This window comes from Acinetobacter seohaensis, from assembly GCF_056431365.1.
The window spans coordinates 31,797-57,683 of record NZ_JBWKMK010000016.1; the positions used below are offsets into that span (position 1 = coordinate 31,797).

Below are 25,887 nucleotides of genomic sequence, written 5' to 3' on the forward strand. Positions count from 1 at the left end.
TAAAGAGGGACTTATAAAAAGCGGAGCAAAGCCTCCCTTTATAAAAGGGAGATTTAGAGGGATTAAAGATTAAAAAACCGATTTCTAAAAAATATGTGGAGCTTTGAGCAATGTCTCATCAATCGAATTTAATTAGCCAAGATATTTTGGCGTATTTAAAACAGCACGAAAACAAAGATCTACTGCGCTTTTTAACTTGCGGTAACGTAGACGATGGTAAATCGACATTAATTGGTCGTTTGTTGTATGACTCAAAATTGATTTATGAAGATCAATTACAAGCCGTGACTCGTGACTCGAAAAAAGTCGGCACTACGGGCGATGCACCTGATTTAGCTTTATTGGTCGATGGTTTGCAAGCCGAGCGTGAGCAGGGCATTACCATTGATGTGGCTTATCGTTATTTTTCTACTGAAAAGCGTAAGTTCATCATTGCCGATACACCTGGGCATGAGCAATATACACGTAACATGGCAACAGGTGCATCGACTTGTGACTTGGCGATTATTTTGATTGATGCGCGTTATGGCGTACAAACTCAGACCCGTCGTCATACTTTTATTTCTAGTTTATTGGGCATTAACAATATTGTGGTTGCCATCAATAAAATGGATTTGGTGGATTATTCAGAAGCACGATTTAACGAAATTCAGACGGAATATGCGAACTTTGTGAATCAACTGGGTGATCGTAAACCATCGAATATTATTTTCACGCCAATTTCTGCCTTAAATGGCGATAACGTGGTGAACAAGTCTGAGCATACCCCTTGGTACACAGGCGATACTTTAATGGGAACATTGGAGTCGGTAGAAATTAACCGTAACTCGGCTCAAAATGATTTCCGTTTCCCTGTGCAGTATGTCAACCGTCCAAACCTTGACTTCCGTGGTTTCTGCGGCACGATTGCTTTGGGCGATATTCATGTGGGTGACCGCATTGTGGCATTGCCATCGGGTAAAAGCTCGACAGTAAAAGAGATTGTGACTTTTGATGGCAATCTTGAACATGCAATTGCAGGTCAAGCAGTTACCCTAACACTGAACGATGAAATTGATATTTCACGTGGTAATGTGTTGGTGCGTGAAGATCAAGTGCGTCCTGAAATTTCACGTGCTGTAAATGCCACTGTGGTGTGGATGGCTGATCAGCCACTATCTATTGGCAAGCTGTATAACTTAAAAGTGGGTACACAAACTGTGCCTGCAAAAGTCACAGCCATTCATTACCGTACCAATGTGAATACTTTGGAACAGGTGCAGGTTGAACAGCTTGAACTGAATGCAATTGCCAATGTCACCATCGAATTTGATGCGCCTGTGGTATTTGACCGTTATCAAGACAGTCGTTATACGGGTTCGTTTATTTTCATTGATCGTTTAAATAACGTGACCATTGGCGCAGGTATGGTTGAAGCTTGCGTAGAATGGACTGCACACAGTACACCTGTAACAGCCGAAGACCGTGCTGCACGTTTGGGTCAAAAACCTGCAGCGGTATGTGTACCAAGCCAAGCACTTGAACAGGCACAAGCACTTGAAAGCTTGCTGATTCAGCAGGGTATTGTTGCCATTGCCAAAGCAGGTTTAGATGCTGCGCAGGTTGCATTACTCCGCGAAACGGGCATTGTGGTCATTAGTGATGTAAACAGTGGTGCAGATGCAGAGTTGACTGCGACAGCTACAGAAGAACTGGCAGAAAAAATTATTGCCCTAGTTCGCTTATAAAATTAGATTCGTTTATAAAATCGAATCCACATCCCCAAAAAACCGCTTTCACCTGAAAGCGGTTTTTTTATGTGCGTTCACTATATTGGAAAGTTTGTTTTTTAAGTGTGCTCTAAGGGTTCGCCATTGAGATGTTTGAGCATGGGTGTGAAGTGCCCATAGCTAATTTTTTGAGGTTGTATTTCAAAGCCATTTTTTTCATAAAAACTTAAAGCAGTCTGTGTGCTAAATACACTCATGTGCGATACATTTTTGCACTTTAAATCGCTTATTGCTTCAAATAACAAGGCTTGACCAATACCGCGTTGTTGTACTTCGGGGGCAATGGCATGTTGTAAAATTTGCCCGCGATCACTCATCATAATAAAGCCAACCACCACATGCTGTAAGACATAGACCCAACAATTGTTGTAATGCAGCAGCATTAAAATATTTTCATAGCTTTTATTTTCTAGCCATGCCTGAATTTTGGCTTCATTGCGTTGATGATCTTGAATACAAGAGCGAATACTGGCGTGTAATACCGCAACCAAATTGGCGACATCTTGAATTTGTGCAGCTCTAATCATCTAGGCTTAGGGTGATAGATAAAAACAAGGCTCTATTGGAAGCGAAAAGTGTTTAAAGAAATAGCAGAAAATTGTTGTGTTTTACTGCGTTATACTGCAGCACAAGTCCTATTTTTAAGGCAATCGGTATCATTGTGTAATTGAGCATTGCACTTTTTAGCGATGCATGGATGGAATCATCTGTTAAAGCATAAGCGTTGAAGCGTGCAGCAGCGAATAGACGCTAAGCCCTGAAATGGTTATACTTTATTGAAACGCCTGAAATAAGAGCGAAGACCAAGATGGCAAAACTATTGTTATGGATTTTGTTGTTGATTGCCGTATATGCAGTCTCGAAAGTCTGGTTCAAAATAAAAATTAATCGTACTTTTCAGCAAAGCTGTCAAGATATTGCCAATATTGTCCAAGACCCGATTACCCACAAAGCACCGCGCCCTGTAGAAGAGGTGGTGGAAGAAGTTGCCGAATACGAACAGCAATTATTTGATGATATCGCAGAAATATTTTTAAGCTTAAAAGTATCTAGTCGTGACCCTGAAGATGCCGAAACTATTCAACAAGAAGTGCTGAATAAAATGCCTGCCAAAGCACATACGCAAATTCGTCAGTTAGACTTGGGGGAGTGGTCAATTTACTGGAGTTTTTACGAGCAATCCCTTGAATATTTTGTCGGCAAATACGGAGTTTTTATTACCCATGTAGACCGCTTTGGGCAAGAGCATAAATACAATAATTCAGAGCAGTTTCAAACAGATTGATTTTCATGCCTGATTTTCTGTTTATGATTTTACAGAGGTTTCTTGAAAATTAATTGCAGCATCTTCTTGTCAGTTAAGTGTTTGGTTAAATGTTGAGTTTTGCGCTATTTTCCCGAAAAGAGGTATCATGCCTTTTTCTTTTACATAGGCAGCATCAATGTCAGTTTTAGAAATCATTGCTGTGTTGATTAGTGTTTTAGGCGTGACCTTAACCATTAAGCGACATATAGCTTGCTGGGTCGTGAATTTTATTGCCTGTTTGCTGTATGCCTATTTGTTCTTTGAATATCAATTGTATGGCGAAACGGTATTACAAACCCTATTTATGGGCATGGCTGTTTATGGTTTTTTCCAGTGGAAAACTGCACAGCAGCAAAAACAACATATCATCATTCAAAGCTTGCCACTCTCTAAAATGTGGCTGCAAATTGCACTGAGTAGCATACTGGGTTTACTGTTTGGGCTAAGTTTAAAGTGGTGGACGCAGGCTTCACTGCCTTTATTGGATGCACAACTGGCAGCTATGAGTCTATTGGCAACCTATTGGACCAGTCGTAAATACTTGGCTACATGGGTGTTATGGATTGTGGTCGATCTGGTGTATATCGGCATGTTTATTTACAAAGAGTTGCTGTTAACGGCTGTGTTATATGCAGGTTTTGTGGTTCTTGCTTATTTGGGCTGGCGTGAATGGCATAAAATCCGACAACAACATGCGGCACATTCTGCGGTGTGATGGCGTGTAGCGATGAGCAATTTAATTGATTTTAAACAGGCGCAGCTTAAACAATTTGATTTATTGGCATTGGATATTTTAGCGTATCCTGAGCGTTATTTACAGTTTGATTCGATTGCAGATTTTTACCAAGCCCAGTGGTTAGATGATTTCCCCAAAGGAACGACATGGTGTTCCACAGGACTAGATGATGGCGCAGAACATTTTTATGCCAAAATTGAATTTTATGGGCATTATTTAACTATTTATAGCCATGAAACCTATGCCGCTGAATTTGGCATCATTCACACAGAATAGACAAAATAGAGTCAATGACAGCAGGCGGAAAAAACACTTTAATAGCCTGAAAATAAAGTTGTATTTAGGATATAAAACAACTTATACCCGTTGAGCATCAGCCAAATTATATTGCACGATGATGCTAGACCTACTCCATCAATAAACAAAATAAAAGGAACTCAAATGGCTCATCAATTTACTGTAAACGCCACCATTCATGGCGTTTCAATTGACGAATTTAAGCGTTTAGTGGCAGATGTTGCTTTGCATGAAGCAGTCTGCAAGCGTATTCCTGGTGAAAATTTGGAAATTTTAGAATCTAAAAAGAACGGTGATATTTACACTTTACGCCGTGCTTATAATTTAGATGTGAATATTCCAGATATGGCTAAAAAATTATTAAAAGATGCATTTCGTTTAAAACGCAATGATGTGACCCATTTAACGGCGCTTACTTCTACCGTGGAGCTTGGTGCAAACTTGCCTTTAGAAGCTAAAGGCGAGCGTAGTGTGACAGGCAACCATGAAAAAATTGATATTCAATTAAACTGGACAATTAAGGTTAAAGTGCCATTGATTGGCGGCATGTTGGAAAAACATGCAGAAGGGGAAATCCGTCGTTTCAGTGAGTTGGAAATTGGTATTGTAGAAGATGAACTCAAGAAAAATTTAGCGGCTTAACCCTTCATTTCTACTAGAAAAGATTGCTCTTAAATACATGCTTGGCGCTGCCGTTTTCGGTGGCGCTTTGTTTTTTGGACGTATTGAATTGTGATTGTTGATGCTGGGGTCATTTTACAGTGATCAATTTTTGATTTTTGAAAAAGTTTAGTGCTTGGCTTTATTGCATACAGACTATCGTCTTAATTTATTATTTAAATATAGTATATTTATTATGCTAATATTTTGACCAGATTTAAATTGAGTGTGAGTTCTGCCATGAAATTGATTCAGTTGTTATGTTTATCGGTTTTGCTGACCTTTGCCAGTCTATCTCCAGCAATGGCAGAGAGCAAAAAAGATCCACTTTTTGTCTTGCTTACCAGCAGTGATGCGCACCGCACCAAAATGGCAATTGGCATGAGCAATAACCAATTTGGCAAAGGTCATCCACTGACGATTTATTTGGTCGATCAAGGCGTAATGTTGGCATCTAACCGCTTTGAACATAAATATGCAGAGCATCAGAACATGCTGAAAAGTATTATCGCCAAAGGTGGTGATGTGTATATCTGCAAAATGTGTATGGAGCAGTACGGTGTTGTTGAAGGTGACTTAATGAAAGGTCTGAAATATGCCAATCCAGATGCTATGGGTGAAGCAATTTTCCGTCCAGGCACTCAGACACTGAGCTGGTAATTCGGCTGCTTGAAATGCAAAAGCCTTGTTGAAAAACAGGGCTTTTTTATTGCGGAATTTCTAGCGCATGGCGTATTTTTTTAAACGATAATCCAGTGCAGCGCGGGAAATTCCCAATAAGCGTGCCGCTTCAGATACATTGTGTTTGGCTTTTTGCATCGCGGTGATAATCAGTTGTTGCTCATGCTGTTCTAAATCAAAACCTTCGGTTAAAAGCGTGTCTAAATCTACGCTGTCTTGCTCATCTACAGTATGGTCGCTGTGCATTTGCGGAAACAGGGCATTCAGTTTAATCAGTTGTTGATCTTCCGTCAGTAGTACCGCACGTTCGAGCAGGTTTTCCAGTTCACGAATATTGCCAGGCCACGCATAGCTTTGCATAAAGTCAGTGGCTTTTTCACTGACGCCTTGAATTTGTTTGTCATACATTTTTTCAAAGCGTTTTAAGAAATGCGCAACCAATAGCGGTAAATCTTCACGGCGTTCACGCAGTGGTGGAATTTGCACAGGAAAAATATTTAAACGGTAATATAAGTCGGCACGGAAACGACCTGCTTTAACGGCTTGTTCTAAATCTTCATTGGTTGCAGCAATTACACGAACATCAATATGACGGGTTTGTGAATCCCCAACACGTTCCACTTCACCTTCTTGTAGCACACGCAGTAAAGCCGCTTGAGCGCGTGGTGAAAGCTCAATCACTTCATCTAAAAAAATAGTGCCGCCATGGGCGCGTTCGAATTTACCTAAGCGTGATTGATGTGCACCTGTAAATGCACCTTTTTCAACACCAAACAGTTCAGATTCAATCAGTTCAGGCGGAATTGCCGCACAGTTGACCGCAACAAAAGCATGTTCTTTACGTTGACTGAGTTCATGCACACCACGGGCAAAGGCTTCTTTCCCGACCCCTGTTTCACCTTGCAGCAAAATCGACACTTTTGCACCTGCCGCTTTTTTGAGTAAGTCACACACCCGTTGATAAGCTGCAGATTGTCCGACTGAGCTGAACATGCTGTAGTCATTTTTACTGGTGGTATAAATCGACTTTTTCAGTTCATACAGTTCTGCTTGTAGCGCAATGAGTTCCTGTTCCATCGGTTCAGGCGACATGAATTGAATCAACTCATCGGCATTTTCCCATTCACTGAGTTGTTTACCAATAATACGGCAATGCTCACGCCCGCAGGCTTTACATTCCACTTCCTGATAAATAATGGTCATGCCTGTGGCAAAACTGCTGTAACCGCAAGCATAGCCCAGCAGCATCCAGCAGGAAGGTTCGTGACTCAGTCCAAATTGCTCAACATGCACATCGGCTTCAAAAGAGTTATGCCAGTTTAAGTCTGCATAAAACTGTTTTTTCTTTTGATTTAAAATCAATTGATTGGCAGAAACTTGCACCATGCCACGAATACCGTGCATTTGCGGCCCTGCCATAAAAGCCTGTTCTTCATTTAAACCTGGGCGCATTTTAGTAGTGACTTCTGCATCTTTCAGACCTGCCTGATAGCCCAAACGAATAAAAAAGCGTTTGGTGCGTTCCATTCCAATCATATTGGCAAGGTCTTTACGCAAATAGCCCATGATGCTGGTATGCATCAGCAACATGCGATATTCATCAAACCAGATTTGTCCACGCTCAGTGTCAAAATGTAGTTTGGAAAGCAGGTCGTGAATTTCCTGAGGATGACCTGCATATTTGCCGCTGCTGTCGTATTTTACTCGTACCATGCGCCGTGTTTAATCCATTAAATTCGAGGCTGTTTAGCCATCTTATGCAAATTCGTGAAAATTCAATAATACCTAAACAGCATCATGCCAAACCTTAAAGGTATTTAGTTGTATCTATATGTTTTTGTTGTTTTTATTCCGTCTTTATCATAAGCGAATTGCATAAAGCCCAAGGGTAAATTTTTGTATCTGTACGGGCTGTATTTCATCAAATCATGAAATCTTAAATTTTTTAAACATCAAAATTCATCAAATCATGAAATCCAAATTCTTATAAAAACACTCAGATTTTTTAAGTTGCTGTTTTTCAATGTTTTTATAAAGTTGGCACGCTTGTTGTAATAGTAAAAGTAAGCAACAGATGCATGAAGCAACTGAAGCAAGTTCTGAATGAATCAGATCTTGTAGGAGAACAATATGAAGGATGCAACAGGCGCATTGCCCTTAACCAAATATATTCGGGTAACGGGCGATATTAATGCCGCATTTGTCGAGTTCGACTTTGCCATTCACGATCCCACTTTATATGTGGAGTTGGTGTTACCGCAGCAAGCATTCCGCGAGTTCTGCGCAACCAATCAAGTGGTGGAAATGAGCGAACAACAGCAAGCCGTGAATGATGCTGAAGAAGACAAATGGCGTTACGGCATTGAACACGACACTTTAGTCGGTGCACAGCGATACAACATTGATCATGAAGATCAACACTGAATGCTTAAGGAGATAAGCGATGACTTTAGAAATTAAAACAGCGGGTATTGAGCCAATTCGTCAAAACTATGCCTATATTGAGCGCCGTTTTGGCAACAAGCCAGCCACCCGTTATCAGGAAGTCAGTTTTGATATTCAGGCGGAAACCAACTTTCACTATCGTCCGCTGTGGAAACCTGAAAAAACCTTAAATGATAAAACCCATACTGCAATTGAAATGCAGGATTGGTATGCATTTAAAGACCCGCGTCAGTTTTATTACGGAACTTATGTGCAGCATCGTGCGCGTTTGCAGGACATTGCCGAAAGTAACTTTAGCTTTTTTGAAAAGCGTCAGTTGGCAGAGCATATTTCTGAAGATGTCAAAGCCAAAGTGATTGCCTTGTTTTTGCCGTTTCGTCATATCGAACAGACTGCCAATTTACACATGATGTCGGGCAGTGCTTATGGTTATGGCACGGTGCTGACCCAAGCCTGTATTTATGCTGCGATGGATCGTTTAGGGATGGCGCAGTACATCTCACGGGTTGGTTTGGCACTCGATGGCAACACGGGCGAATCTTTAATTCCAGCCAAACAAGCATGGATGCAGGATGAAGCATGGCAAGGACTGCGCAAGTTGTGTGAAACCAGTTTGATCGAGCAGGACTATTTCAAACTGTTTTTATTACAAAACTTGGTGATTGACAGCTTTATGAGCGAATTGGTTTACACCCAATTTGATCAATGGCTGGCACAGCATCAAGCACGTGACTTGGCGATGCTGATGGAATTTATGCAGGAAGCCATGGCAGATTTACGCAAATGGTCAGACAGCGTATTTAAAACCGCAGCTGCAGAATCTGCACATAACAAACAATTGTTGAGCCAGTGGTTAGCCGAATATTTACCTGAAGTGAAAGCGGCATTTGCAGCGTGGGCAGCTGAGGCGTTGTCTGCAGATGCAGTCGACATTGCAGAACAAAAACTGCTGGAACGCAGTAAAAAAATTGGCATCGAACTCGAACAAATTTTGCAGGCTTAAGGAGAAGCAGCATGTCTAAGGTTTATCTCGCATTACAGGACAATGACACGTCGCGCTACATCATTGAAGCGATTGAAGAAGACAACCCAGATGCCACGATTCAATATCTGCCAGCCATGATTCGGGTAGAAAGCGAAACAGGTCTGATTGTTAAAGCAGAAACGGTATCTGAAAAACTTGGACAAGATTGGGATATTCAGTCTTTACAACTCAACATGATTACGTTGGGCGGCAACGTCGAAGAAGATGATGACAGTTTCCGTTTGCACTGGAACTAGGAATAAGGATGTGCACTGAGCCAATTTGAGTACAGTGCCGCCAGAACATATTGCTGCATAGATTGCCGCTAAAAAATTTAAGGATGATGAGCATGAATTCACAAGTTAAAACCCCAGCAAAAAAACTGAATGCCAAAGACCGTTATCGCGCACTTACTCGTGACTTGGATTGGGACTTTTCTTATGCAGACCGCAAAGAAGCCTTTCCATACGAAGAATTTGAAGGCATTAAAATTACAGACTGGTCTAAATGGGAAGATCCATTCCGTTTAACCATGGATGCTTACTGGAAGTATCAGGCAGAAAAAGAGAAAAAACTTTACGCCATTTTTGATGCTTTTGCACAAAACAACGGTCAAATGAACGTGACCAATGAGCGTTATTTGAATGCCATCAAACTGTTTTTAACTGCGGTAACTCCGCTTGAATATCAGGCATTCCAAGGTTATGCACATGTAGGGCGTCAGTTCAGTGGTGTAGGCGCACGTATCGCATCACAAATGCAGTCGATTGATGAATTACGTCACGTGCAGACGCAAATTCATGCCATGAGCCATTACAACAAATTCTTTGATGGTTTTCAGGATTGGTCGCACATGCATGACCGCGTTTGGTACTTGTCTGTACCAAAATCTTTCTTTGAAGATGCGCGTTCAGCAGGGCCGTTTGAGTTCTTGTTAGCCATTAGCTTTGCCTTTGAATATGTATTGACCAACTTGTTGTTCGTACCGTTCATGTCAGGTGCAGCACACAATGGCGATATGGCAACGGTCACCTTTGGTTTTAGTGCACAGTCCGATGAAGCACGTCACATGACTTTAGGTCTAGAAATCGTGAAATTCTTGTTAGAACAACACGAAGATAACGTGCCAATCGTACAGGAATGGATTGATAAGTGGTTCTGGCGTGGGACTCGTCTGTTATCTATAGTTGGCATGATGATGGACTACATGCTGCCAAACAAAGTGATGTCGTGGAAAGAAGCGTGGGAAACCTACTTTGAAGAAGCGGGCGGTGCGTTATTTAAAGACTTGAGCCGTTACGGTATTCGTATGCCGAAATATTCAGAAGTAATTACCAAAGAAAAAGAACACGTGTCGCATCAAGCGTGGTGGATTTTCTATAACTTCGGTCATGCAGCAGGTTTCCATACTTGGATTCCAACCGATCAGGAAATGGATTGGTTATCTGAAAAATATCCAGACACCTTTGACAAATACTACCGTCCAAAGTGGGAGTTAGCACGCAAGATGGAAGCAGAAGGCAAGCGTTTCTACAGCGCAGGCTTACCGCAATTGTGCCAAATTTGCCAAGTGCCAATGACTTTCACCGAAATGGATGGCGATCCGACCATGTTTACGTATCGTGAGTCTGTTTATAAAGGCGAGCGTTACCACACCTGTTCAGATGGTTGTCACGATATTTTTGAACGTGAACCTGAAAAATATGTGCAGGCATGGTTGCCAGTGAACCAAATTCTACAAGGCAACTGTGGTGGCTTAGATTTGGAAAACATGCTGCGCGAATATTATCGCTTCAATGTCGGTGCAGATAACTTGGATATTGAAGGTTCACCAGACCAGCAACGCTGGAAAAAATGGAAAGGTGATGCGGCTTAACGCTCATTCACTATCTAAAGTAAATATCTAAAATTTAAGTTATTTCAAGATTCAAATTTAAAAGGATTTCGGTTTGAGTCATTTGCGGCTCAAACCACCCCAATACGGAGAATGACCATGTCAGTACGCGCTATTCGCCCAGATTACGACTTTGAACCACGCGACCTACAAAAACACTATGGCGACAACATTTTGGTGTATGTGGGTTGGGATCATCACACTTTATATTGTTCTGCACACGCCATGTTGGTTTCGCCGCAGCAAACCTTTCAGGAATTTTTGGATCAGCAAATGCAGGCGGGTTTCCATCAACATCCTGACTTTGAAAACATTAAATGGGATGAAGTGCAATTTACTTTAAACAAACAGGTAATTCAGCCACGCCCTGAACAGACCTTGGCAGAAATTGGCTTCGATCAAAAATCACTACTGCGTTTTGTGACCCCAGGACTGAATGGGTACAAGAGCGCACACGTTTAAAACAGTAAGATCACAACAAAATAAAGACAGCAAAGCACAGTCAGTAAGTACAAGACAGGAGGTCGCAGATGAGCTATCAAGTCACAATTGAGCCAATTGGCACAACCATTGAGGTTGAAGAAGATCAAACCATTTTAGATGCCGCGTTACGTCAAGGCGTGTGGTTGCCATTTGCTTGTGGGCATGGCACTTGCGGCACTTGTAAAGTCCAAGTCACCGATGGTTATTATGATGTCGGCGAAGCGTCACCTTTCGCGCTGATGGATTTGGAACGTGAAGAACACAAAGTGTTGGCGTGCTGCTGTAAGCCTGAATCAGACATGACCATTGAAGCCGATGTTGATGAAGACCCAGATTTCTTGGGATATTTGGTTCAGGATTATCAGGCCAAAGTCCTTGAGGTAAAGGACTTATCTCCAACCATTAAAGGTGTGCGCTTGCAGTTAGACCGCCCGATGGAGTTTCAGGCAGGGCAATACATTAACGTGCAATTCCCGGGTATTGAAGGCACTCGTGCCTTCTCAATTGCCAATGCACCAAGCGAACTAGGCATTATTGAATTGCATATTCGTCATGTTGTGGGCGGCAGTGCTACGACCTATGTGCATGAGCAGCTTGCGGCAGGCGACGCACTGGAAATTTCAGGGCCATACGGACAATTCTTTGTACGTAAATCGGATGATCAGGATGCGATTTTTATAGCAGGTGGTTCAGGTTTATCTAGCCCGCAATCTATGATTTTAGACTTACTAGAGTCGGGTGATACCCGCACCATTTACCTATTCCAAGGTGCGCGTGATGTTGCGGAATTATATAACCGAGAACTGTTTGAGCAGTTAGTCAAAGACTATCCAAACTTCCGCTACATTCCTGCATTAAATGCACCTAAAGCAGAAGACCATTGGACAGGATTTACAGGCTATGTGCATGAAGCGGTTGCCGATTATTTTGAGCAGCGTTGCGGTGGACACAAAGCCTATTTATGCGGCCCACCAGTCATGATTGATGCAGCAATTTCGACCTTAATGCAAAGCCGTTTGTTTGAACGTGATATTCACACAGAACGCTTCTTGAGTGCTGCCGATGGTGCAAGTGGTCAGTCACGTTCAGCATTGTTTAAACATATTTAACACATATTTAAAAGTGGATAGGTGCTGCAATATTGTACTGAGCCTATCGAATTGCAATAGATAAAAAGTTTCCAAGGAAGTCGGTCAGTGTTGAGGCATTTAGCTCAGCACTGACACCATCATCAACACAGTAAGGCAGTGTCAAAAGCCAAAATAGCAATGCGACAACCAGCAAAGCCAAAATAGCCAAGGAGAGTTACATGGACCGTCAACAAATTGATACTTTAGTGAAGGAAATGAACGTAGACACCGCTACACGCCCTGTCGATCAGCGTGTGCAGCAAATAGTGGTGCGTTTAGTGGCAGATTTATTTCAAGCCATAGAAGATTTAGACATTCAGCCTTCAGAAGTGTGGAAAGGTCTGGAATATATTACCGATGCAGGCAAAGCCAATGAACTTGGTTTACTTGCAGCAGGTTTGGGTTTAGAACATTATCTAGATTTACGTGCCGATGAAGCCGATGCCAAAGCAGGCGTAACAGGCGGTACACCACGTACCATTGAAGGGCCACTTTATGTTGCAGGTGCGCCTGAATCAGTCGGTTTTGCGCGTATGGATGATGGTTCAGAATCAGACCATTTAGATACGTTAATTATTGAAGGTACAGTCACTGACACCAATGGCAATATCATTGAAAATGCCAAAGTCGAAGTTTGGCATGCCAACGGTTTAGGTAACTATTCATTCTTTGATAAATCTCAGTCTGACTTTAACTTACGCCGTACTATTTTCAGTGATGCCAATGGTAAATATGTGGCGCAAACGACCATGCCAGTCGGTTATGGCTGCCCACCAGACGGCACGACTCAAGCTTTATTAAACAAACTAGGTCGTCATGGCAACCGTCCATCTCACGTGCATTACTTCATTTCTGCACCAGGTTACCGCAAACTCACTACGCAATTTAACATTGAAGGTGATCAATACCTGTGGGATGACTTCGCATTTGCGACCCGTGAAGGTCTGGTTGCAACAGCGGTAGATGTGACCGATGCTGCAGAAATTCAGCGCCGTGGTTTAGACAAACCATTTAAGCACATCACCTTTAACTTTGAATTAGTCAAAGACACTGCAAATGCACCATCGACTGAAGTTGAACGTCGTCGTGCAAGTGCTTAATCCCACACCTTAAAACACAAAGTTTTAACACGTTCGCCAATACAGCATCAGCAAGTTCTTTGTTGATGCTGCCCTTAAAAGTCGGCTGTTCGCGCATGAATGATTCAGGCGCAGCAGGCAGACTTCATCAAAATTTCTATTGAATAGGATGTTCTATGAATAACAAAATTTGGGCACTCATGCTTTTGGGTGTCATGGCGACACACGTCAATGCAACAGAAAACGGTTTAGATACATTTGGATTAGGCGCAGAAGGCATTGCAGCAGGGGCTTTACCACCAGCTGGGGTATACTTACTCAACTACTATCAGAACTATCATGCCAGTGAGTTTAAAGACGGCCCAGACAATTTCCATGCCGATGTGAATGTCTATATTCCACGTTTGGTATGGATGACCCCCCAACACATTGCAGGCGGTCAGTTGGGTTTATATGCTGCACAGCCTTTGGTCGATTTGCGTTTAAATGTGATGGGCATGTCAGACTCTAACAGTGGTTTGGGCGATTTGATTATTGGCAGCATGTTGGGTTGGCATAAAGGCAATCATCACAGTGTAGCTGCTTTAGAAGGTGTGCTCGCAACAGGCGATTATGACGATGCCAATCCACAACGTCCTGTAGTTGCCAACTTAGGTAAGAACTACAACACCATTCGTCCTATCTTTGCGTATTCTTATTTGCAGCCGCAAGGTTGGGAGTTTTCCACCAAAATGTCTTATAGCTTCAACAGTGAAAATGACGACACAAATTATCAGTCGGGGGATTATTTCGCTGGAGATTATGCAATCGGTTATCAATTGAATGATCAAGTCAAATTGGCACTCGAAGGTTATGTATTTAAACAAACCACAGATGATGAAGTGAATGGTGTCAGTATTGGCAATAAAGGACAGGCTCTATCTTTTGGTCCCGCGATTCAATACAAACGTGATAATTGGTCTTTGGAAGCAAAGTTTTTGAAAGAAACCGAAGTGGAACATCGTCCTGAAGGACACTCTTCGACTTTGAAATTGGTTTGGGCTTTTTAAAGCCCGAACCTGATTCTGCAGTGTTGCACATCAAGCTATCTTACAAAACAAAGTCAAGTTGAAAGACTTGGCTTTTTTGCAGCATCATTTTTCAAGATGGCTTGCTTCTAATTACGTGCTTCCATAAGTTGAGTTTGGTGGACTGAATTTTTAATCTCTCACGTGTTGCACTTATGCGCTAAGATTAGGCATAGCAACAGGGTGCGTATTGCGAGCAGGAGAGCCATTTTGAATCAAATAATGGATGCCGATGTAATTATTATTGGTGGCGGACAAGCAGCATTGGCCACGGCTTACTTTTTAAAACGGCAAAAAATCAATTTTCTGATCTTGGATAATCAAACGCAGTCGGGCGGTGCGTGGCAACATGCGTGGGATTCTTTACAGCTGTTCTCTCCAAATACATGGAGTTCTTTGTCCGGCTGGTTAATGCCAAAAACCGAACAGGAATATCCAAAACGATTAGAAGTGATTGACTATTTAACAGCGTATGAAACACGCTATCAATTTCCTGTGCTGCGTCCTGTGCAGGTCGAAAAAGTCCTGAAGGAAGGCAATGATTTAATTGTGTGTTCGGCACAGCAAAGCTGGCGAGCCAAAGCCGCTGTGAGTGCTACTGGAACGTGGAGTCAGCCTTTTATTCCTGCTTATACAGGACGCGAACGCTTTTTAGGCACACAAATTCATTCGGCTCATTACCGCAATGCCAATGCTTTTCAGGGCAAAAGAGTCATGATTGTCGGCGGGGGTAACTCAGGCGCACAAATTTTGGCAGAAGTGTCTAAAGTGGCCGAAACTTTTTGGGTTACACAGCAACCGCCAAGTTTTTTAGCCGATGATGTAGATGGACGGGTTTTATTTTTACGTGCCACGGAGCGCTTAAAAGCCCAGCAGGAAGGTCGCAGTATTGAACAACCGATCGGTGGTTTGGGCGATATTGTGATGATTCCAAGTGTCAAAGAAGCACGGCAACGTGATGTATTACATGGTCTGCCGCCATTTGACTATTTAACCGAACATAGTGCAGTTTGGGCAGATGGGCGCGAACAGGAAATTGCTGCCATTATTTGGTGCACAGGTTTTAAGGCAGCATTGTCGCATTTACAAAGTTTGAATGTGGTTAATGCACAAGGCACAGTCGATGTGTTAGAAAATCGAGCGTTACAACAGCAAAATTTATGGTTGATTGGTTATGGCGATTGGACAGGCGCAGCCTCGGCAACTTTAATTGGTGTTTCCCGAACCGCACGGAATGTGGCAGAGCAAATTGCTGCGTATTTGCAGACAACAGCGTAAAGTCATTAACGTGACAAAAACTGTGTTTAAAAAATGAATCATGCAATTTCAGCCATAAAAAAGCCCTCTGTAGAAGAGGGCAAGAGGGTAACTCAAAAAATTAAAGATGCTCAATCATAATAAGGTGACAGTCAGGACTTACTGTTTTGGTAAATCAAACCAAATGAACTGGCTGTCTTCTTTTGCTTCAATCACAGCATTATCAGCAAATAACAAAGCATCGCCCGCTTTAACTGTTTGCTCGCCAATGGTGATTTCACCACGAATTACATGCACATAGTTTACCGCTTGTGTTGCTGTAACTTCTAAACGATGTCCAGTTTCTAAAACAGCTGCTTTTACTTCTGCCTGTTGACGAATGTGCATTGGGGCATTGTCATTCGGGCCGACAATTAAATGCCACTGGTTGGGTGCTGTATTTGGGTCACGTTGAATTTGCTGATACGTCGGCTCTGCATCGCGTACATTCGGCTGAATCCAAATTTGCAGCATGTGTACTTCTTCATCACCATTGTTAATTTCGCTGTGCTGAACGCCTGTACCTGCGCTCATTAACTGCCATTCACCTGCAGTAATATGGCGTTCATTGCCCATGCTGTCGCGGTGGGAAATCGTACCACTTAATACACAAGTCAAAATTTCCATGTTGTCGTGTGGGTGAGTACCAAAACCATTATGTGCGGCAATACGGTCATCGTTAATGACACGTAAGGCACTAACACCCATATATTTCGGGTTATACCAATTACCAAAAGAGAAACTATGTTTGGTGTCTAACCACCCCATTTTCACATGACCACGATCTTCACTACGGTGTAAATAAGCATTCATGATAATGTTCCTATCATTTTTTTAACTTGAACTAATCTTAATCTTTTCACCGCAGCCGACCTAGAGGCGAACTGCAACATGCCGTTCTAAAATTGCAACATGTGTAGATTTTTTGCAGAACCTAGACATTTTAGAGTTTTATCGCGGCATTAAAAAACCCACGTAAAAACGTGGGTCTTTTGCGGTTTAAAGCGATCACTGATTATTCAAGGAATTTTACAGTCACGCCAGAACGTACTTTACGACCTAAATCGTTTGCATCCCAGTTGGTTAAACGGATACAACCATGCGACGCCGTTTTTGAAATGGTCGATGGGTTTGGTGTGCCGTGAATACCGAATGATTTTTTACTTAAACCAATCCAGATATTCCCCACAGGGCCGTTAGGGCCTGGTGGTAAAGACAGCGGTTTTAAGTTTTTGCCCTGAATAAAGTTACTTGGTGAATAGCTGTACCATGGGTTTGGTGCAACACCTGTCACTTTATAAGTACCTGTTGGCGATGGAGTATCTGCACTGCCAATGGTTGCTGGGAATGAGCCGACCATTTGGTTTTGTTTGTTGAACAAATACAGTTGTTTTGCACCTTTGTGCGCCACAATCAGGTGAATGTCTTCAGGTAAGTCATTGCGAACGTTGGTCACCAATAACTTTTCACCCACTTTATTAAATGTTGCATTCGGATTTAATTTCTTTAAGAAATTTTCATCCATGTGGAATTTTTCACCTAACATTTCACTTACGCGGGTGTAGTACAAGCCTTTCATTTTGGCTTGTTCTGCATAGTCATGCGGAATAGATTTCGCATAAGGACCTTTTAAGTCCGCTTCAGTAACCGTGTATTCTACAAATGCAGGACGTGAACCTTGACGTGCAACCAACGCATCCCAAGTTTCTTTGGTTAAAATACCCGTTGGGCTAATGCCATTCATTTGCTGGAATGATGCAATTGCTTTTAGGGTGTTCTTACCACTAGTGCCATCAATTGCACCTGGAGAAGCATGTGAATTGTTCAGCATCACGTGTGCACGTGCATACACAGGGAACTGACCTTTACCAATATTTTCATACCAAGTGGCATTATTTAAACCATCTAAAGTCCATGAAGCTTTTGGTGCTGCTGTGTTGGATGTAGCAGTTTGGCTTGCAGAGCTTTTTGTTGGTGCAGTGCCTACATCGGCAGTGGTATCTTCAGTTTTGTGTAGATCATCTAAGGTTTTTGAAGCCTTATTTAAATCATTTTGTTCTTGTTGCGTAATAGCAGTGTCTGTTGCATTTAGATTATTTTGTGCAGCCGATGCTTCTGTCGCTAAAGGATCAATCGGATCTTCAATAGCGGTATTGCTAATCACTTGTGGATTTAACGGTTGTTCAGCAGTAGATGCAGCAAAAGTAGTCCCTGCAAAAATGCAACTTAAACTCATTGCGAGTATTGTGCGAACCAACATGTAATTCAACCTTGAGAATTATTCATTTACATAGATAAAAACTAGCCAAGTATTGCAGAAAAACTAAGGAGATGCAGTAGTTGTTTTGTGTAAATATGCAAGATAACCCCAATTTTACAGTGACTTTTGTTTGTGTGATGTATTTCACATAAACGTAAGCTGAATTTGAACACTTAGAATAGGCTGAAAAGACGAGCAAGAAATGAAGTTATTAAAACTTCAACCTTTTTGATATGATGGCTGCAAGATTGAAAATGAGTTGGGAAAGTAAATGACGACCTTAAAAAATGATCGTTTTCTTCGTGCCTTATTACGTGAGCCAGTAGATTGCACGCCCGTATGGATGATGCGTCAGGCAGGACGTTATTTACCAGAATATCGTGCTACACGTGCGCAGGCAGGAGATTTTCTTTCTCTATGCAAAAATACTGAATTTGCCTGTGAAGTGACTTTACAGCCTTTGCGTCGTTATGAATTAGATGCTGCGATTTTATTTTCAGATATTTTAACTGTACCCGATGCATTAGGCTTAGGTCTGTATTTTGAAGTAGGCGAAGGGCCAAAGTTTCATAAAACGGTGCGTACCGAGCAAGACGTTGCCAATTTACCTAAATTTAATGCCAAGTCAGACTTAGACTATGTCATGAATGCAGTATCGACCATTCGTTCTGCTTTGGGCGGACAAGTGCCTTTAATTGGTTTTTCAGGTAGTCCATGGACTTTGGCAACGTATATGGTTGAAGGTGGTTCAAGCAAAGATTTCCGTTTCACCAAAAACATGATGTACGCACAGCCTGAAGTTTTACATGCACTATTAGACCGTTTGGCCGATGCAGTGACCGAATACTTAAATGCACAAATTGATGCAGGCGCACAGGCAGTACAAATTTTTGATAGTTGGGGCGGTGCATTGGCCCATCGTGAATATCTTGAATTTTCACTCCACTATATGCAGAAAATTGTGTCAGGTCTGCAACGTGAAAAAGATGGACGTAAAATCCCTGTTATTTTATTTACCAAAGGTGGCGGTCAATGGCTGGAGCCAATGATTGCAACAGGTGCAGATGCTTTTGGTCTGGACTGGACAACACCGTTAAATGTCGCACGTCAAACGGTGAGTGGTCGTGCCGCATTGCAAGGTAACTTAGATCCAGCGACTTTATATGGTTCACCTGAAGCAATTGCTAAAGCGACACGTGCGATGCTAGATGATGCCTATGCCAATGGTGAAAAAACAGGTTATGTGGCCAACTTAGGTCATGGCATTACCCAATGGGTAGATCCTGAACGTCCTAAAGTATTTATCGACACGGTTCATGAATACAGTGCCAAATATCTATAATCACGTAATGATATAGATGGATCATTTTTAGATGTATCAGAGTAATTTCAGCTTCGGTCAGGTTGTCAGATCATGTGGATAACATGGTTAAAGTCAGGACTTGAGTTTTCGACTAAGGCAGCTTCGGCTGCCTTATTTGGAATTTTATTGCTGATTGCATTTGCACTCACTGCATCAATGGGTAGCCAGGAATATTTCGGATTTTTCCGTTACGACTATTTATTGTTTTATGCCTTAATTATTCAAGTTTGTCTTTTATATTTAAAACTAGAATCTTGGGCAGAAGCCAAAGTCATCGCCTTGTTTCATATTTTGGCGATGATTATGGAAATTTTTTTAACCCATCCACAAATTGCATCGTGGCAATATCCTCAACCTGCTGTCTTTAAAATTATGACTGTACCGCTATTTGCAGGCTTTATGTATTCTGCAGTTGGCAGTTTCTTTGCACGTTCTTTGCGTTTGTATCAGGTATCTTTACGGAATTTGCCGACTTTTGGCAATATGATGGCCTTGGCGGTGTTGTCGTACATCAACTTCATGAGCAAGTTTTTTATCCCCGATATTCGTTATGGCTTGTTTGTGTGGAGTGTCGTAATTTTCTGGAAAACTAAAATTCGTTTTCAATTACAATGGTTTAAATTACAACTACCGATGTTGCCTGTATTACTGCTTTTGGCTTTTATTATTTGGGTTGCAGAAAACATTAGCACCTTTTATCAAATTTGGTTGTATCCAAGTCAGGTCGATGCGTGGCACATGGTCGGCTGGGGCAAACTCGGTTCTTGGTATTTATTGCTGTTACTGAGTCTGGTTCTGGTCATGAAAATTTTGGGTCACCGCGATGCAGAAGGGCAGTGGACACTGAAAACTGAGGATCAACAGCAGCAGTAAATCTAAATGCTATCTTCAATACTAGAATCTATTTTCAAATTTAAGACCAATCTTTAAGTTAAAAACCAATCGACGCTACAAAAATGCACAAAAATAATGCATGATTTTGGGATAAATGTTTTGCCTTCTGAGTGACATCTCGCTATCTTAAAATAGTGTAATAAAAGTTACACATAGCAATAAAGAATAACGATTCGAAGCATAATTTTTCGAATAATAAATCTCTGGAGTACGACTATAATTAAAAAATTAGCATTGGCTGCAGTCTTGGCAGTCGGTTCTACAGCAGCATTTGCAGACCGTGATGCAGGTTGTGGTATCGGTTCTCAAGTTTGGGCAGGTCAGTCTGGTAAAGTAGCTAAGCTTTTAGCAGCAACTACAAACGGTATTTTTGCTAACCAATTATTTGGTATCACATTTGGTACTTTAGGTTGTAGCGGTACAGGTACAGTAACTGCACAAGTTGTGACATTCACCAATGAAAATGCTGAAACATTGGCACGCGATATGGCAGTTGGTGAAGGCGAAAGCTTAAACGTATTGGCTGAATTGTTAAGCATTAAAGCTGAAGATAAAGCACATTTCTTTGCGGTTTCTAAGCAAAACTTTGCATCTATTTATTCTGCAGACAACCAGACTTCTTTAGAAGTATTGGCATCTTTACAGAACGTGATGGCAAATGATGACGTATTAAAAGCATACGTTTAAGTTTGAATAAAAGCCCTGTATTATTCGCAGGGCTTTTTTATAGCACAAGAATACGTTTAGACCCTATATAAAATTTATAAAATGTCCATGAAATCAATTGTTTTAAGTAGTTTAGTTTTTTTATCTCCTACGGTTTTTGCGTTATCTCCTGAAATATCTCCAATACAGATTCAGCCACTTACAGCCACTTCTACAGTACAAAATACAAATAAATTAGCGATGTTTTCCGCACATTATGTGCAAAAAGCCAAAGACCTACACTTGGCAGAACAGGTGACTTGGCAGCGTTTAATGTATGCGCAGCAAGGCAAAAGTGAAGTGCAATATGCAGGCTATTTTGTGTCGGAACAAGGCGGAAGCAATTTAAACCAAGAGTTACTTCGCAATGTGCAGGCATTATTTGAAACAGCGCCTGCCAATCAATCGGTGCAGTGCAAATTTCCTGCACGTAGCCGCTGGTTAATTGAACAATTACAAATTCCTCAACAAGATTTGGCACAGGTGCAATGTCCTGAATTGGACGAATGGATTGGACAAATTAAACCTTATAAAGCAGTGCTGATTTATGCCACAGACTTTATGGGCAATCCAAGTTCTATGTTTGGGCATACTTTATTGCGCTTAGACCCAAAAGATCAAAAACAACTGAATTTAATTTCCTATGCTGTCAATTATGCAGCAACGGTAACGGGCAGCGAAGATTGGTCTTATGCATGGAAAGGACTTACAGGGCAATATCTGGGTGAATATTCACTGATGCCGTATTACCGCAAAGTAAAAGAATATGGCGATTTAGAAAGCCGAGATTTGTGGGAATATGAACTGGCACTGAATGAGCAGGAAACCACATTTTTAGTGCAGCACATTTGGGAAATGAAGCATGTGCAATTTCCGTATTATTTTATCAGTGATAATTGTGCCTATCGCTTATTGGGTTTAATGGATTTGGTGCGCCCTGAGCTAAATTTACAGCAGCAGTTTAAAGTCGCATCTATTCCAATTGAAACACTAAAAGCTGTAGAGCAGGAAAATTTAGTGGCAGATGTTGTCTATCGTCCTGCTTTGGAAACTCAGTTATTGGCGCAAGCTAGACAACATGGTACAGGGTTGGCAAAAACTGCCCATCAAGTGGCCGAAGCAGAACCTGAAAATGTGGCGGCAATTTTGCAAAATTACAGCCAAATCGATCAAGCTAAAATTCTGGAAATGGCTTATGACGATTTGTATCTGAAACTGATTGGACGCAAAATTGAAGCCAAAATTGCACAACCGCGACTGAGACAAATTTTAAGTTTAAGAAGTCAGATCAATTTAGAAAAACAACGTCAGGATGTCGCACGCCCTCAGGTCGATCCTGTGCAGGGGCATCATGCACGAAGCTTTGCTGTGCGTACTGGCGAGGTGCAAGGCGAGCATTTTGTAGAGTTGAGTCATCGACAGGCTTACCATGACTTACTTGATCCGCAAGGTGGTTTTCGTACAGGGACGCAACTCAACTTTTTAGAAGCTTCTGTGCAATATCGTGAAGACCGCTTAAAACTGAATCAGTTAGATTTACTCTCGGTGAACTCTTATAACCCAATGACCGCATTTAAAACACCACTTAGTTGGGGCTTTAATTTGGGTTGGCAGCAAGAAGCCCTGAATTCGCACGGGGCTTTTAGCGAAACGGAACAGCATGGTGTTTTAAGTTTAAAAACACAGTTTGGTTATAGCGTGGCTAATCAAGCGCGTGAACATTTGTGTTATGTGCAAATTCAAAATCATGTGCAAGCGGGTAAGGCTTTAGACAAAGGCTGGCGTGTTGGAATTGGCCCAACACTGGGTTGTCAAAATATCTGGTCAGCACGCATGAATAGTTTGGTTCAGCTTGAATTACCGTATTGGGAAGATCGTCACCAATGGCAATTTAAGCTGAACAGCCAGTTGCAATATGTACTCAACCCGCAGCATGTGTTGCGATTGGGTTGGGAATATCAACAACAGGACAAACAGGACTGGAACAAGACCAGTTTAGGCTATGTGCATTTTTTTTAAAGAGCTGTTGAATTTATACTGAATTGTAAAAAACCAGCTAAACAAGTTGAGTTGCTGGTGAAACCCGTTAAAATTTAGCAGTTTATTCAAGCACATGCAGAAGATTTTGTGATCGAGTTCTATCAGCAAATGTTGCTTGAAGAACATGCGACAGAATTTTTGTCTGCAGAGATGGTGAAGAATCGCTTAAAAAACTCTTTATATCAGTGGCTAATTTCCAGTTTTGAAGTTCCGTTTCAACACAATTATAACGAGATTGTAGAAAAGCAATTTAAAGTGGGCGATGTGCATGCACGTGTACAAATTCCATCTTGGCTGATTATTCGTGGTGTGCGCGTTATTATAAAAAAGGCTTTTGAGTTTTTTGCAACAGAAGCCAATAGCAACTTAAATCAGTTTAATTATTTAAGCCAAATTTTATGCTTTGCCACAGAAATTATGTGCCGATCTTATGAAATGAAGGTCGAAGTACATAATGATATGAAACATACCTATCGCTTATTTTCTGCCATGCAAGATGTTGCCGTGCACAAAGATCGACAACGCGGAACTTTGCTGGATTGGGAAAATGAACTGATGTTTCAGGTGGTGTCCGATCACACCAAAATGACGCAACCGATTTTATCTAAAACAGAATTTGGTTTATGGTTTATTCATAAAGCGGCTTATGCATTTTCAAGTTCGGAACAAGTACAAACTATTACTGAATTTATTTATCAGGTGGATGAATTAATTCAGAAAATTGGTCAATGTGAAAGTCAGGCACAGGCAATTGAAATGATTCAATCCATTCGTGCCAAGAATCGTGAAATTTTGCATTTAGTCGATCAAATTTTTCAGGTGTCTGAATATATCAGTTCAGGCAATGATGCCTTAACTCAACTGCTCAACCGCCGTTATTTAAATACCATCGTGTCCCGTGAAATTAATTTTTCACGAAAAAATAATTCGCCTTTAACATTGTTGGTGATAGATGCCGATCATTTTAAATCAATCAATGACCGTTATGGACATGCAGCAGGAGATGATGCATTACAGTTTTTAGCTGATGTGATTTTGCAATATGCAAAAGGCAGTGACTATGCCTTCCGAATTGGCGGCGAAGAATTTTTACTGTTACAGATTGATACCACCATTGATCGTGCCTTGGTAGTCGCTGAAAATATTCGTAAACGTGTCGAAAAAGCCACATTAAAAACATCAACAGGTGAAGAATTTAACTTTACCATTAGTATAGGTGTGCATGAATATGATGGGCATCCAGACTATCAACGTTTTTTTGAAGAAGTGGATAAAGCCTTGTATATGGCAAAAAATAATGGACGCAACAATGTGTCTGTAGGTTGAATCTGAAGATGTATCGAGCTAATTTTTTAATCTAAAACCCAAAAATCCCGAACATAAATTTCGGGATTTTTTATTTGATTGAGGAACTTAGCCACAATTTAAAAACTCTCAGGCACCGCACTTAAAAACTCACGACGTGCTTCTTTGTCGGTTTTAAAATCTCCCACAAAAGACACGGTACGTGTGGTTGACTCCTGTTTGCCTACACCGCGCATCATCATGCACATGTGGGCAGAATCAATGACTACAGCAACTCCGCGAGCTTTGGTCACTTCAGCAACAGCTTCAGCAATTTGCTGAGTCAGGTTTTCCTGAATTTGCAAACGACGAGCAAACATTTCGGTAATGCGGGCAAATTTAGACAAGCCCAATACATTGCCTTCTGGTAAGTAGGCAATATGCACACGACCATAAAATGGCAATAAATGGTGCTCACATAGTGAGTAGAACTCAATATTTTTAACCAACACCATTTCACGGTTGTCGGATGGAAACACTGCATTATTGGTGACTTCGGCTAAAGTTTGGCTATAACCTGAAGTTAAATACGAAAAAGCTTTAGCAGCACGCATCGGCGTATCTTTGAGACCTGGACGATTAAGATCTTCACCAACGGCGGTTAGGATGTTTGCGTAGGATTGCTGCATAGACATAAGACGTGTTCACTTACACTGATATTGAACAAGGACGGCATTGTAACAGAAAACTATTGCAATGCCCTGTTTAAAAGATGAATCCGATTACTGTTTAAACTTTGGGTTCTTTTCACTGCGTTTAAGCAACACTAAAACCGCACCAGTACCACCTTGTTTTTCAGGCGCACTGACAAAAGCCAAAACATCTCGATGCTGACGCAGCCAACCGTTCACATAGGTTTTTAAAATGGCTTCAGGGCCTTTACCATGTACAATTTTAATCACGTTCTGGTTTTCATCTTTGGCCATTTGAATGATTTGCAGCACTGCAACTCGTGCTTCTTCTACGGTACAGCCATGTAAATCTACAGCTTCAAACCAGCGTAAGTTACCTGCTTTTAAATCTTCAAAGACTTTATGTTGCAGGGTTGCGATCCGATAACTCAATGCAGCTTGACTGCCAACTGGATTCAGCATGGCTTGTGTATCGGACAGCAAAGTTTCATCTGTTTCCATTGGTCCCATCGCTGCAGCACGTTTGGCCAGCGTTTGGGCATCTGGTTTTTTCTTGGCAGTGTGTTCGATTTTTGCAATATTGCCTGCGTCCATTTTTTGAACGCCTTGCATTTGCTGACGAAACAATGCGAGATCATCTTCCTGTTGTTGCTCAGGCGTCTGAACTTTGGGTTCAGACGGCTTGGCAATGCTTGAAGTATGAGGCTGAGTGATTTGCTTTTTAAAAGATTTTAGTAAATTGTACTGTTCTTTAGAAAGCGAAGAATCATGTTTACTCATGG

General features: G+C 41.5%; 25 protein-coding genes and 1 pseudogene. 20 read left to right on the forward strand and 6 right to left on the reverse strand.

The window, feature by feature from the left end; translation table 11 throughout:
* Nucleotides 1-110 precede the first annotated feature (110 nt).
* A complete protein-coding gene (cysN, locus tag AC07E5_RS01780; protein ID WP_096900965.1) occupies nucleotides 111-1,727 on the forward strand; it encodes a sulfate adenylyltransferase subunit CysN in 1,617 nt (538 codons plus the stop codon).
* A 101-nt stretch (nucleotides 1,728-1,828) separates the two neighbouring features.
* On the opposite strand, the gene AC07E5_RS01785 is transcribed toward cysN, so the two are convergent.
* Nucleotides 1,829-2,296 carry a GNAT family N-acetyltransferase gene (locus AC07E5_RS01785; protein WP_179994663.1) on the reverse strand — a complete coding sequence of 156 codons (468 nt, stop codon included), beginning with the start codon at nucleotides 2,294-2,296 and terminating at the stop codon, nucleotides 1,829-1,831.
* Between the two features lie 281 nt (nucleotides 2,297-2,577).
* On the opposite strand from AC07E5_RS01785, the gene AC07E5_RS01790 reads away from it, so the two are divergent.
* The 5 genes from AC07E5_RS01790 to AC07E5_RS01810 all read left to right on the forward strand — a co-directional run bounded on the left by AC07E5_RS01790 (nucleotide 2,578) and on the right by AC07E5_RS01810 (nucleotide 5,428).
* Nucleotides 2,578-3,054, forward strand: a complete 477-nt coding sequence (locus AC07E5_RS01790; RefSeq protein WP_498624521.1) for a hypothetical protein — start codon at nucleotides 2,578-2,580, stop codon at nucleotides 3,052-3,054.
* A gap of 157 nt (nucleotides 3,055-3,211) precedes the next feature.
* Nucleotides 3,212-3,790: a nicotinamide riboside transporter PnuC gene (pnuC, locus tag AC07E5_RS01795; RefSeq protein ID WP_004971981.1), complete on the forward strand. Its 579-nt coding sequence runs from the start codon at nucleotides 3,212-3,214 to the stop codon at nucleotides 3,788-3,790.
* Nucleotides 3,791-3,802: 12 nt separating this feature from the next.
* The gene (locus AC07E5_RS01800) at nucleotides 3,803-4,087 is read left to right on the forward strand and encodes a hypothetical protein (protein ID WP_096900962.1); all 285 of its coding nucleotides are present in this window, start codon (nucleotides 3,803-3,805) and stop codon (nucleotides 4,085-4,087) included.
* A gap of 165 nt (nucleotides 4,088-4,252) precedes the next feature.
* The gene (locus tag AC07E5_RS01805) at nucleotides 4,253-4,750 is read left to right on the forward strand and encodes a DUF2505 family protein (RefSeq protein ID WP_004971978.1); all 498 of its coding nucleotides are present in this window, start codon (nucleotides 4,253-4,255) and stop codon (nucleotides 4,748-4,750) included.
* Between the two features lie 258 nt (nucleotides 4,751-5,008).
* Nucleotides 5,009-5,428, forward strand: a complete 420-nt coding sequence (locus AC07E5_RS01810) for a DsrE family protein (RefSeq protein WP_004971976.1) — start codon at nucleotides 5,009-5,011, stop codon at nucleotides 5,426-5,428.
* A 60-nt stretch (nucleotides 5,429-5,488) separates the two neighbouring features.
* Here the strand turns inward: AC07E5_RS01810 and mobR are convergent, their stop codons facing one another.
* Complete coding sequence (gene mobR, locus AC07E5_RS01815; protein ID WP_498624522.1) at nucleotides 5,489-7,162, reverse strand: phenol degradation transcriptional regulator MobR; 1,674 nt, start codon at nucleotides 7,160-7,162, stop codon at nucleotides 5,489-5,491.
* Between the two features lie 417 nt (nucleotides 7,163-7,579).
* Here mobR and AC07E5_RS01820 point away from each other — a divergent pair, with 417 nt between their 5' ends.
* The 9 genes from AC07E5_RS01820 to AC07E5_RS01860 all read left to right on the forward strand — a co-directional run bounded on the left by AC07E5_RS01820 (nucleotide 7,580) and on the right by AC07E5_RS01860 (nucleotide 15,849).
* Nucleotides 7,580-7,873: a phenol hydroxylase subunit gene (locus AC07E5_RS01820; RefSeq protein ID WP_004971972.1), complete on the forward strand. Its 294-nt coding sequence runs from the start codon at nucleotides 7,580-7,582 to the stop codon at nucleotides 7,871-7,873.
* 19 nt (nucleotides 7,874-7,892) lie between these two features.
* On the forward strand, nucleotides 7,893-8,897 hold the full coding sequence (locus tag AC07E5_RS01825) for an aromatic/alkene monooxygenase hydroxylase subunit beta (protein ID WP_004971970.1): 1,005 nt from the start codon (nucleotides 7,893-7,895) through the stop codon (nucleotides 8,895-8,897).
* An 11-nt stretch (nucleotides 8,898-8,908) separates the two neighbouring features.
* Nucleotides 8,909-9,175, forward strand: a complete 267-nt coding sequence (locus AC07E5_RS01830; protein ID WP_004971969.1) for an MmoB/DmpM family protein — start codon at nucleotides 8,909-8,911, stop codon at nucleotides 9,173-9,175.
* 92 nt (nucleotides 9,176-9,267) lie between these two features.
* Nucleotides 9,268-10,794: an aromatic/alkene/methane monooxygenase hydroxylase/oxygenase subunit alpha gene (locus tag AC07E5_RS01835; RefSeq protein ID WP_004971966.1), complete on the forward strand. Its 1,527-nt coding sequence runs from the start codon at nucleotides 9,268-9,270 to the stop codon at nucleotides 10,792-10,794.
* Nucleotides 10,795-10,911: 117 nt separating this feature from the next.
* On the forward strand, nucleotides 10,912-11,274 hold the full coding sequence (locus tag AC07E5_RS01840) for a phenol hydroxylase subunit P4 (RefSeq protein WP_096901043.1): 363 nt from the start codon (nucleotides 10,912-10,914) through the stop codon (nucleotides 11,272-11,274).
* Nucleotides 11,275-11,342: 68 nt separating this feature from the next.
* Nucleotides 11,343-12,404, forward strand: a complete 1,062-nt coding sequence (locus tag AC07E5_RS01845) for an NADH:ubiquinone reductase (Na(+)-transporting) subunit F (RefSeq protein ID WP_004971960.1) — start codon at nucleotides 11,343-11,345, stop codon at nucleotides 12,402-12,404.
* A gap of 200 nt (nucleotides 12,405-12,604) precedes the next feature.
* The gene (catA, locus tag AC07E5_RS01850; protein ID WP_004971957.1) at nucleotides 12,605-13,525 is read left to right on the forward strand and encodes a catechol 1,2-dioxygenase; all 921 of its coding nucleotides are present in this window, start codon (nucleotides 12,605-12,607) and stop codon (nucleotides 13,523-13,525) included.
* Nucleotides 13,526-13,680: 155 nt separating this feature from the next.
* Nucleotides 13,681-14,553, forward strand: coding sequence for a SphA family protein (locus tag AC07E5_RS01855; RefSeq protein WP_498624523.1), 873 nt, complete (start codon nucleotides 13,681-13,683; stop codon nucleotides 14,551-14,553).
* A 240-nt stretch (nucleotides 14,554-14,793) separates the two neighbouring features.
* Nucleotides 14,794-15,849: an ArsO family NAD(P)H-dependent flavin-containing monooxygenase gene (locus AC07E5_RS01860; protein WP_498624543.1), complete on the forward strand. Its 1,056-nt coding sequence runs from the start codon at nucleotides 14,794-14,796 to the stop codon at nucleotides 15,847-15,849.
* A gap of 138 nt (nucleotides 15,850-15,987) precedes the next feature.
* Here the strand turns inward: AC07E5_RS01860 and AC07E5_RS01865 are convergent, their stop codons facing one another.
* Both AC07E5_RS01865 and AC07E5_RS01870 read right to left on the reverse strand, forming a co-directional pair.
* Nucleotides 15,988-16,680: a pirin family protein gene (locus tag AC07E5_RS01865; protein ID WP_004971950.1), complete on the reverse strand. Its 693-nt coding sequence runs from the start codon at nucleotides 16,678-16,680 to the stop codon at nucleotides 15,988-15,990.
* Between the two features lie 202 nt (nucleotides 16,681-16,882).
* A complete protein-coding gene (locus AC07E5_RS01870; protein ID WP_004971948.1) occupies nucleotides 16,883-18,127 on the reverse strand; it encodes a L,D-transpeptidase family protein in 1,245 nt (414 codons plus the stop codon).
* A 271-nt stretch (nucleotides 18,128-18,398) separates the two neighbouring features.
* Here AC07E5_RS01870 and hemE point away from each other — a divergent pair, with 271 nt between their 5' ends.
* From hemE to AC07E5_RS01895, 5 genes and pseudogenes are all read left to right on the forward strand, one after another.
* Nucleotides 18,399-19,469, forward strand: coding sequence for a uroporphyrinogen decarboxylase (gene hemE, locus AC07E5_RS01875; protein ID WP_004971944.1), 1,071 nt, complete (start codon nucleotides 18,399-18,401; stop codon nucleotides 19,467-19,469).
* A 72-nt stretch (nucleotides 19,470-19,541) separates the two neighbouring features.
* Nucleotides 19,542-20,363, forward strand: coding sequence for a DUF817 family protein (locus AC07E5_RS01880; protein ID WP_498624524.1), 822 nt, complete (start codon nucleotides 19,542-19,544; stop codon nucleotides 20,361-20,363).
* Nucleotides 20,364-20,600: 237 nt separating this feature from the next.
* A complete protein-coding gene (locus tag AC07E5_RS01885; RefSeq protein WP_498624544.1) occupies nucleotides 20,601-21,071 on the forward strand; it encodes a DUF3015 family protein in 471 nt (156 codons plus the stop codon).
* Between the two features lie 87 nt (nucleotides 21,072-21,158).
* The gene (locus tag AC07E5_RS01890) at nucleotides 21,159-23,108 is read left to right on the forward strand and encodes an Lnb N-terminal periplasmic domain-containing protein (RefSeq protein WP_498624525.1); all 1,950 of its coding nucleotides are present in this window, start codon (nucleotides 21,159-21,161) and stop codon (nucleotides 23,106-23,108) included.
* Between the two features lie 78 nt (nucleotides 23,109-23,186).
* Nucleotides 23,187-24,455 (forward strand): annotated as a pseudogene (locus AC07E5_RS01895) (diguanylate cyclase); the annotation flags it as partial.
* Between the two features lie 98 nt (nucleotides 24,456-24,553).
* Here AC07E5_RS01895 and folE read toward each other — a convergent pair.
* Together folE and AC07E5_RS01905 are read right to left on the reverse strand one after the other, a co-directional pair.
* Complete coding sequence (gene folE, locus AC07E5_RS01900; RefSeq protein ID WP_171062567.1) at nucleotides 24,554-25,102, reverse strand: GTP cyclohydrolase I FolE; 549 nt, start codon at nucleotides 25,100-25,102, stop codon at nucleotides 24,554-24,556.
* A 93-nt stretch (nucleotides 25,103-25,195) separates the two neighbouring features.
* Entirely contained in the window at nucleotides 25,196-25,885 is a 690-nt protein-coding gene (locus AC07E5_RS01905; protein ID WP_498624526.1) for a Smr/MutS family protein, read from the reverse strand.
* Between the last annotated feature and the right edge of the window lie 2 nt (nucleotides 25,886-25,887).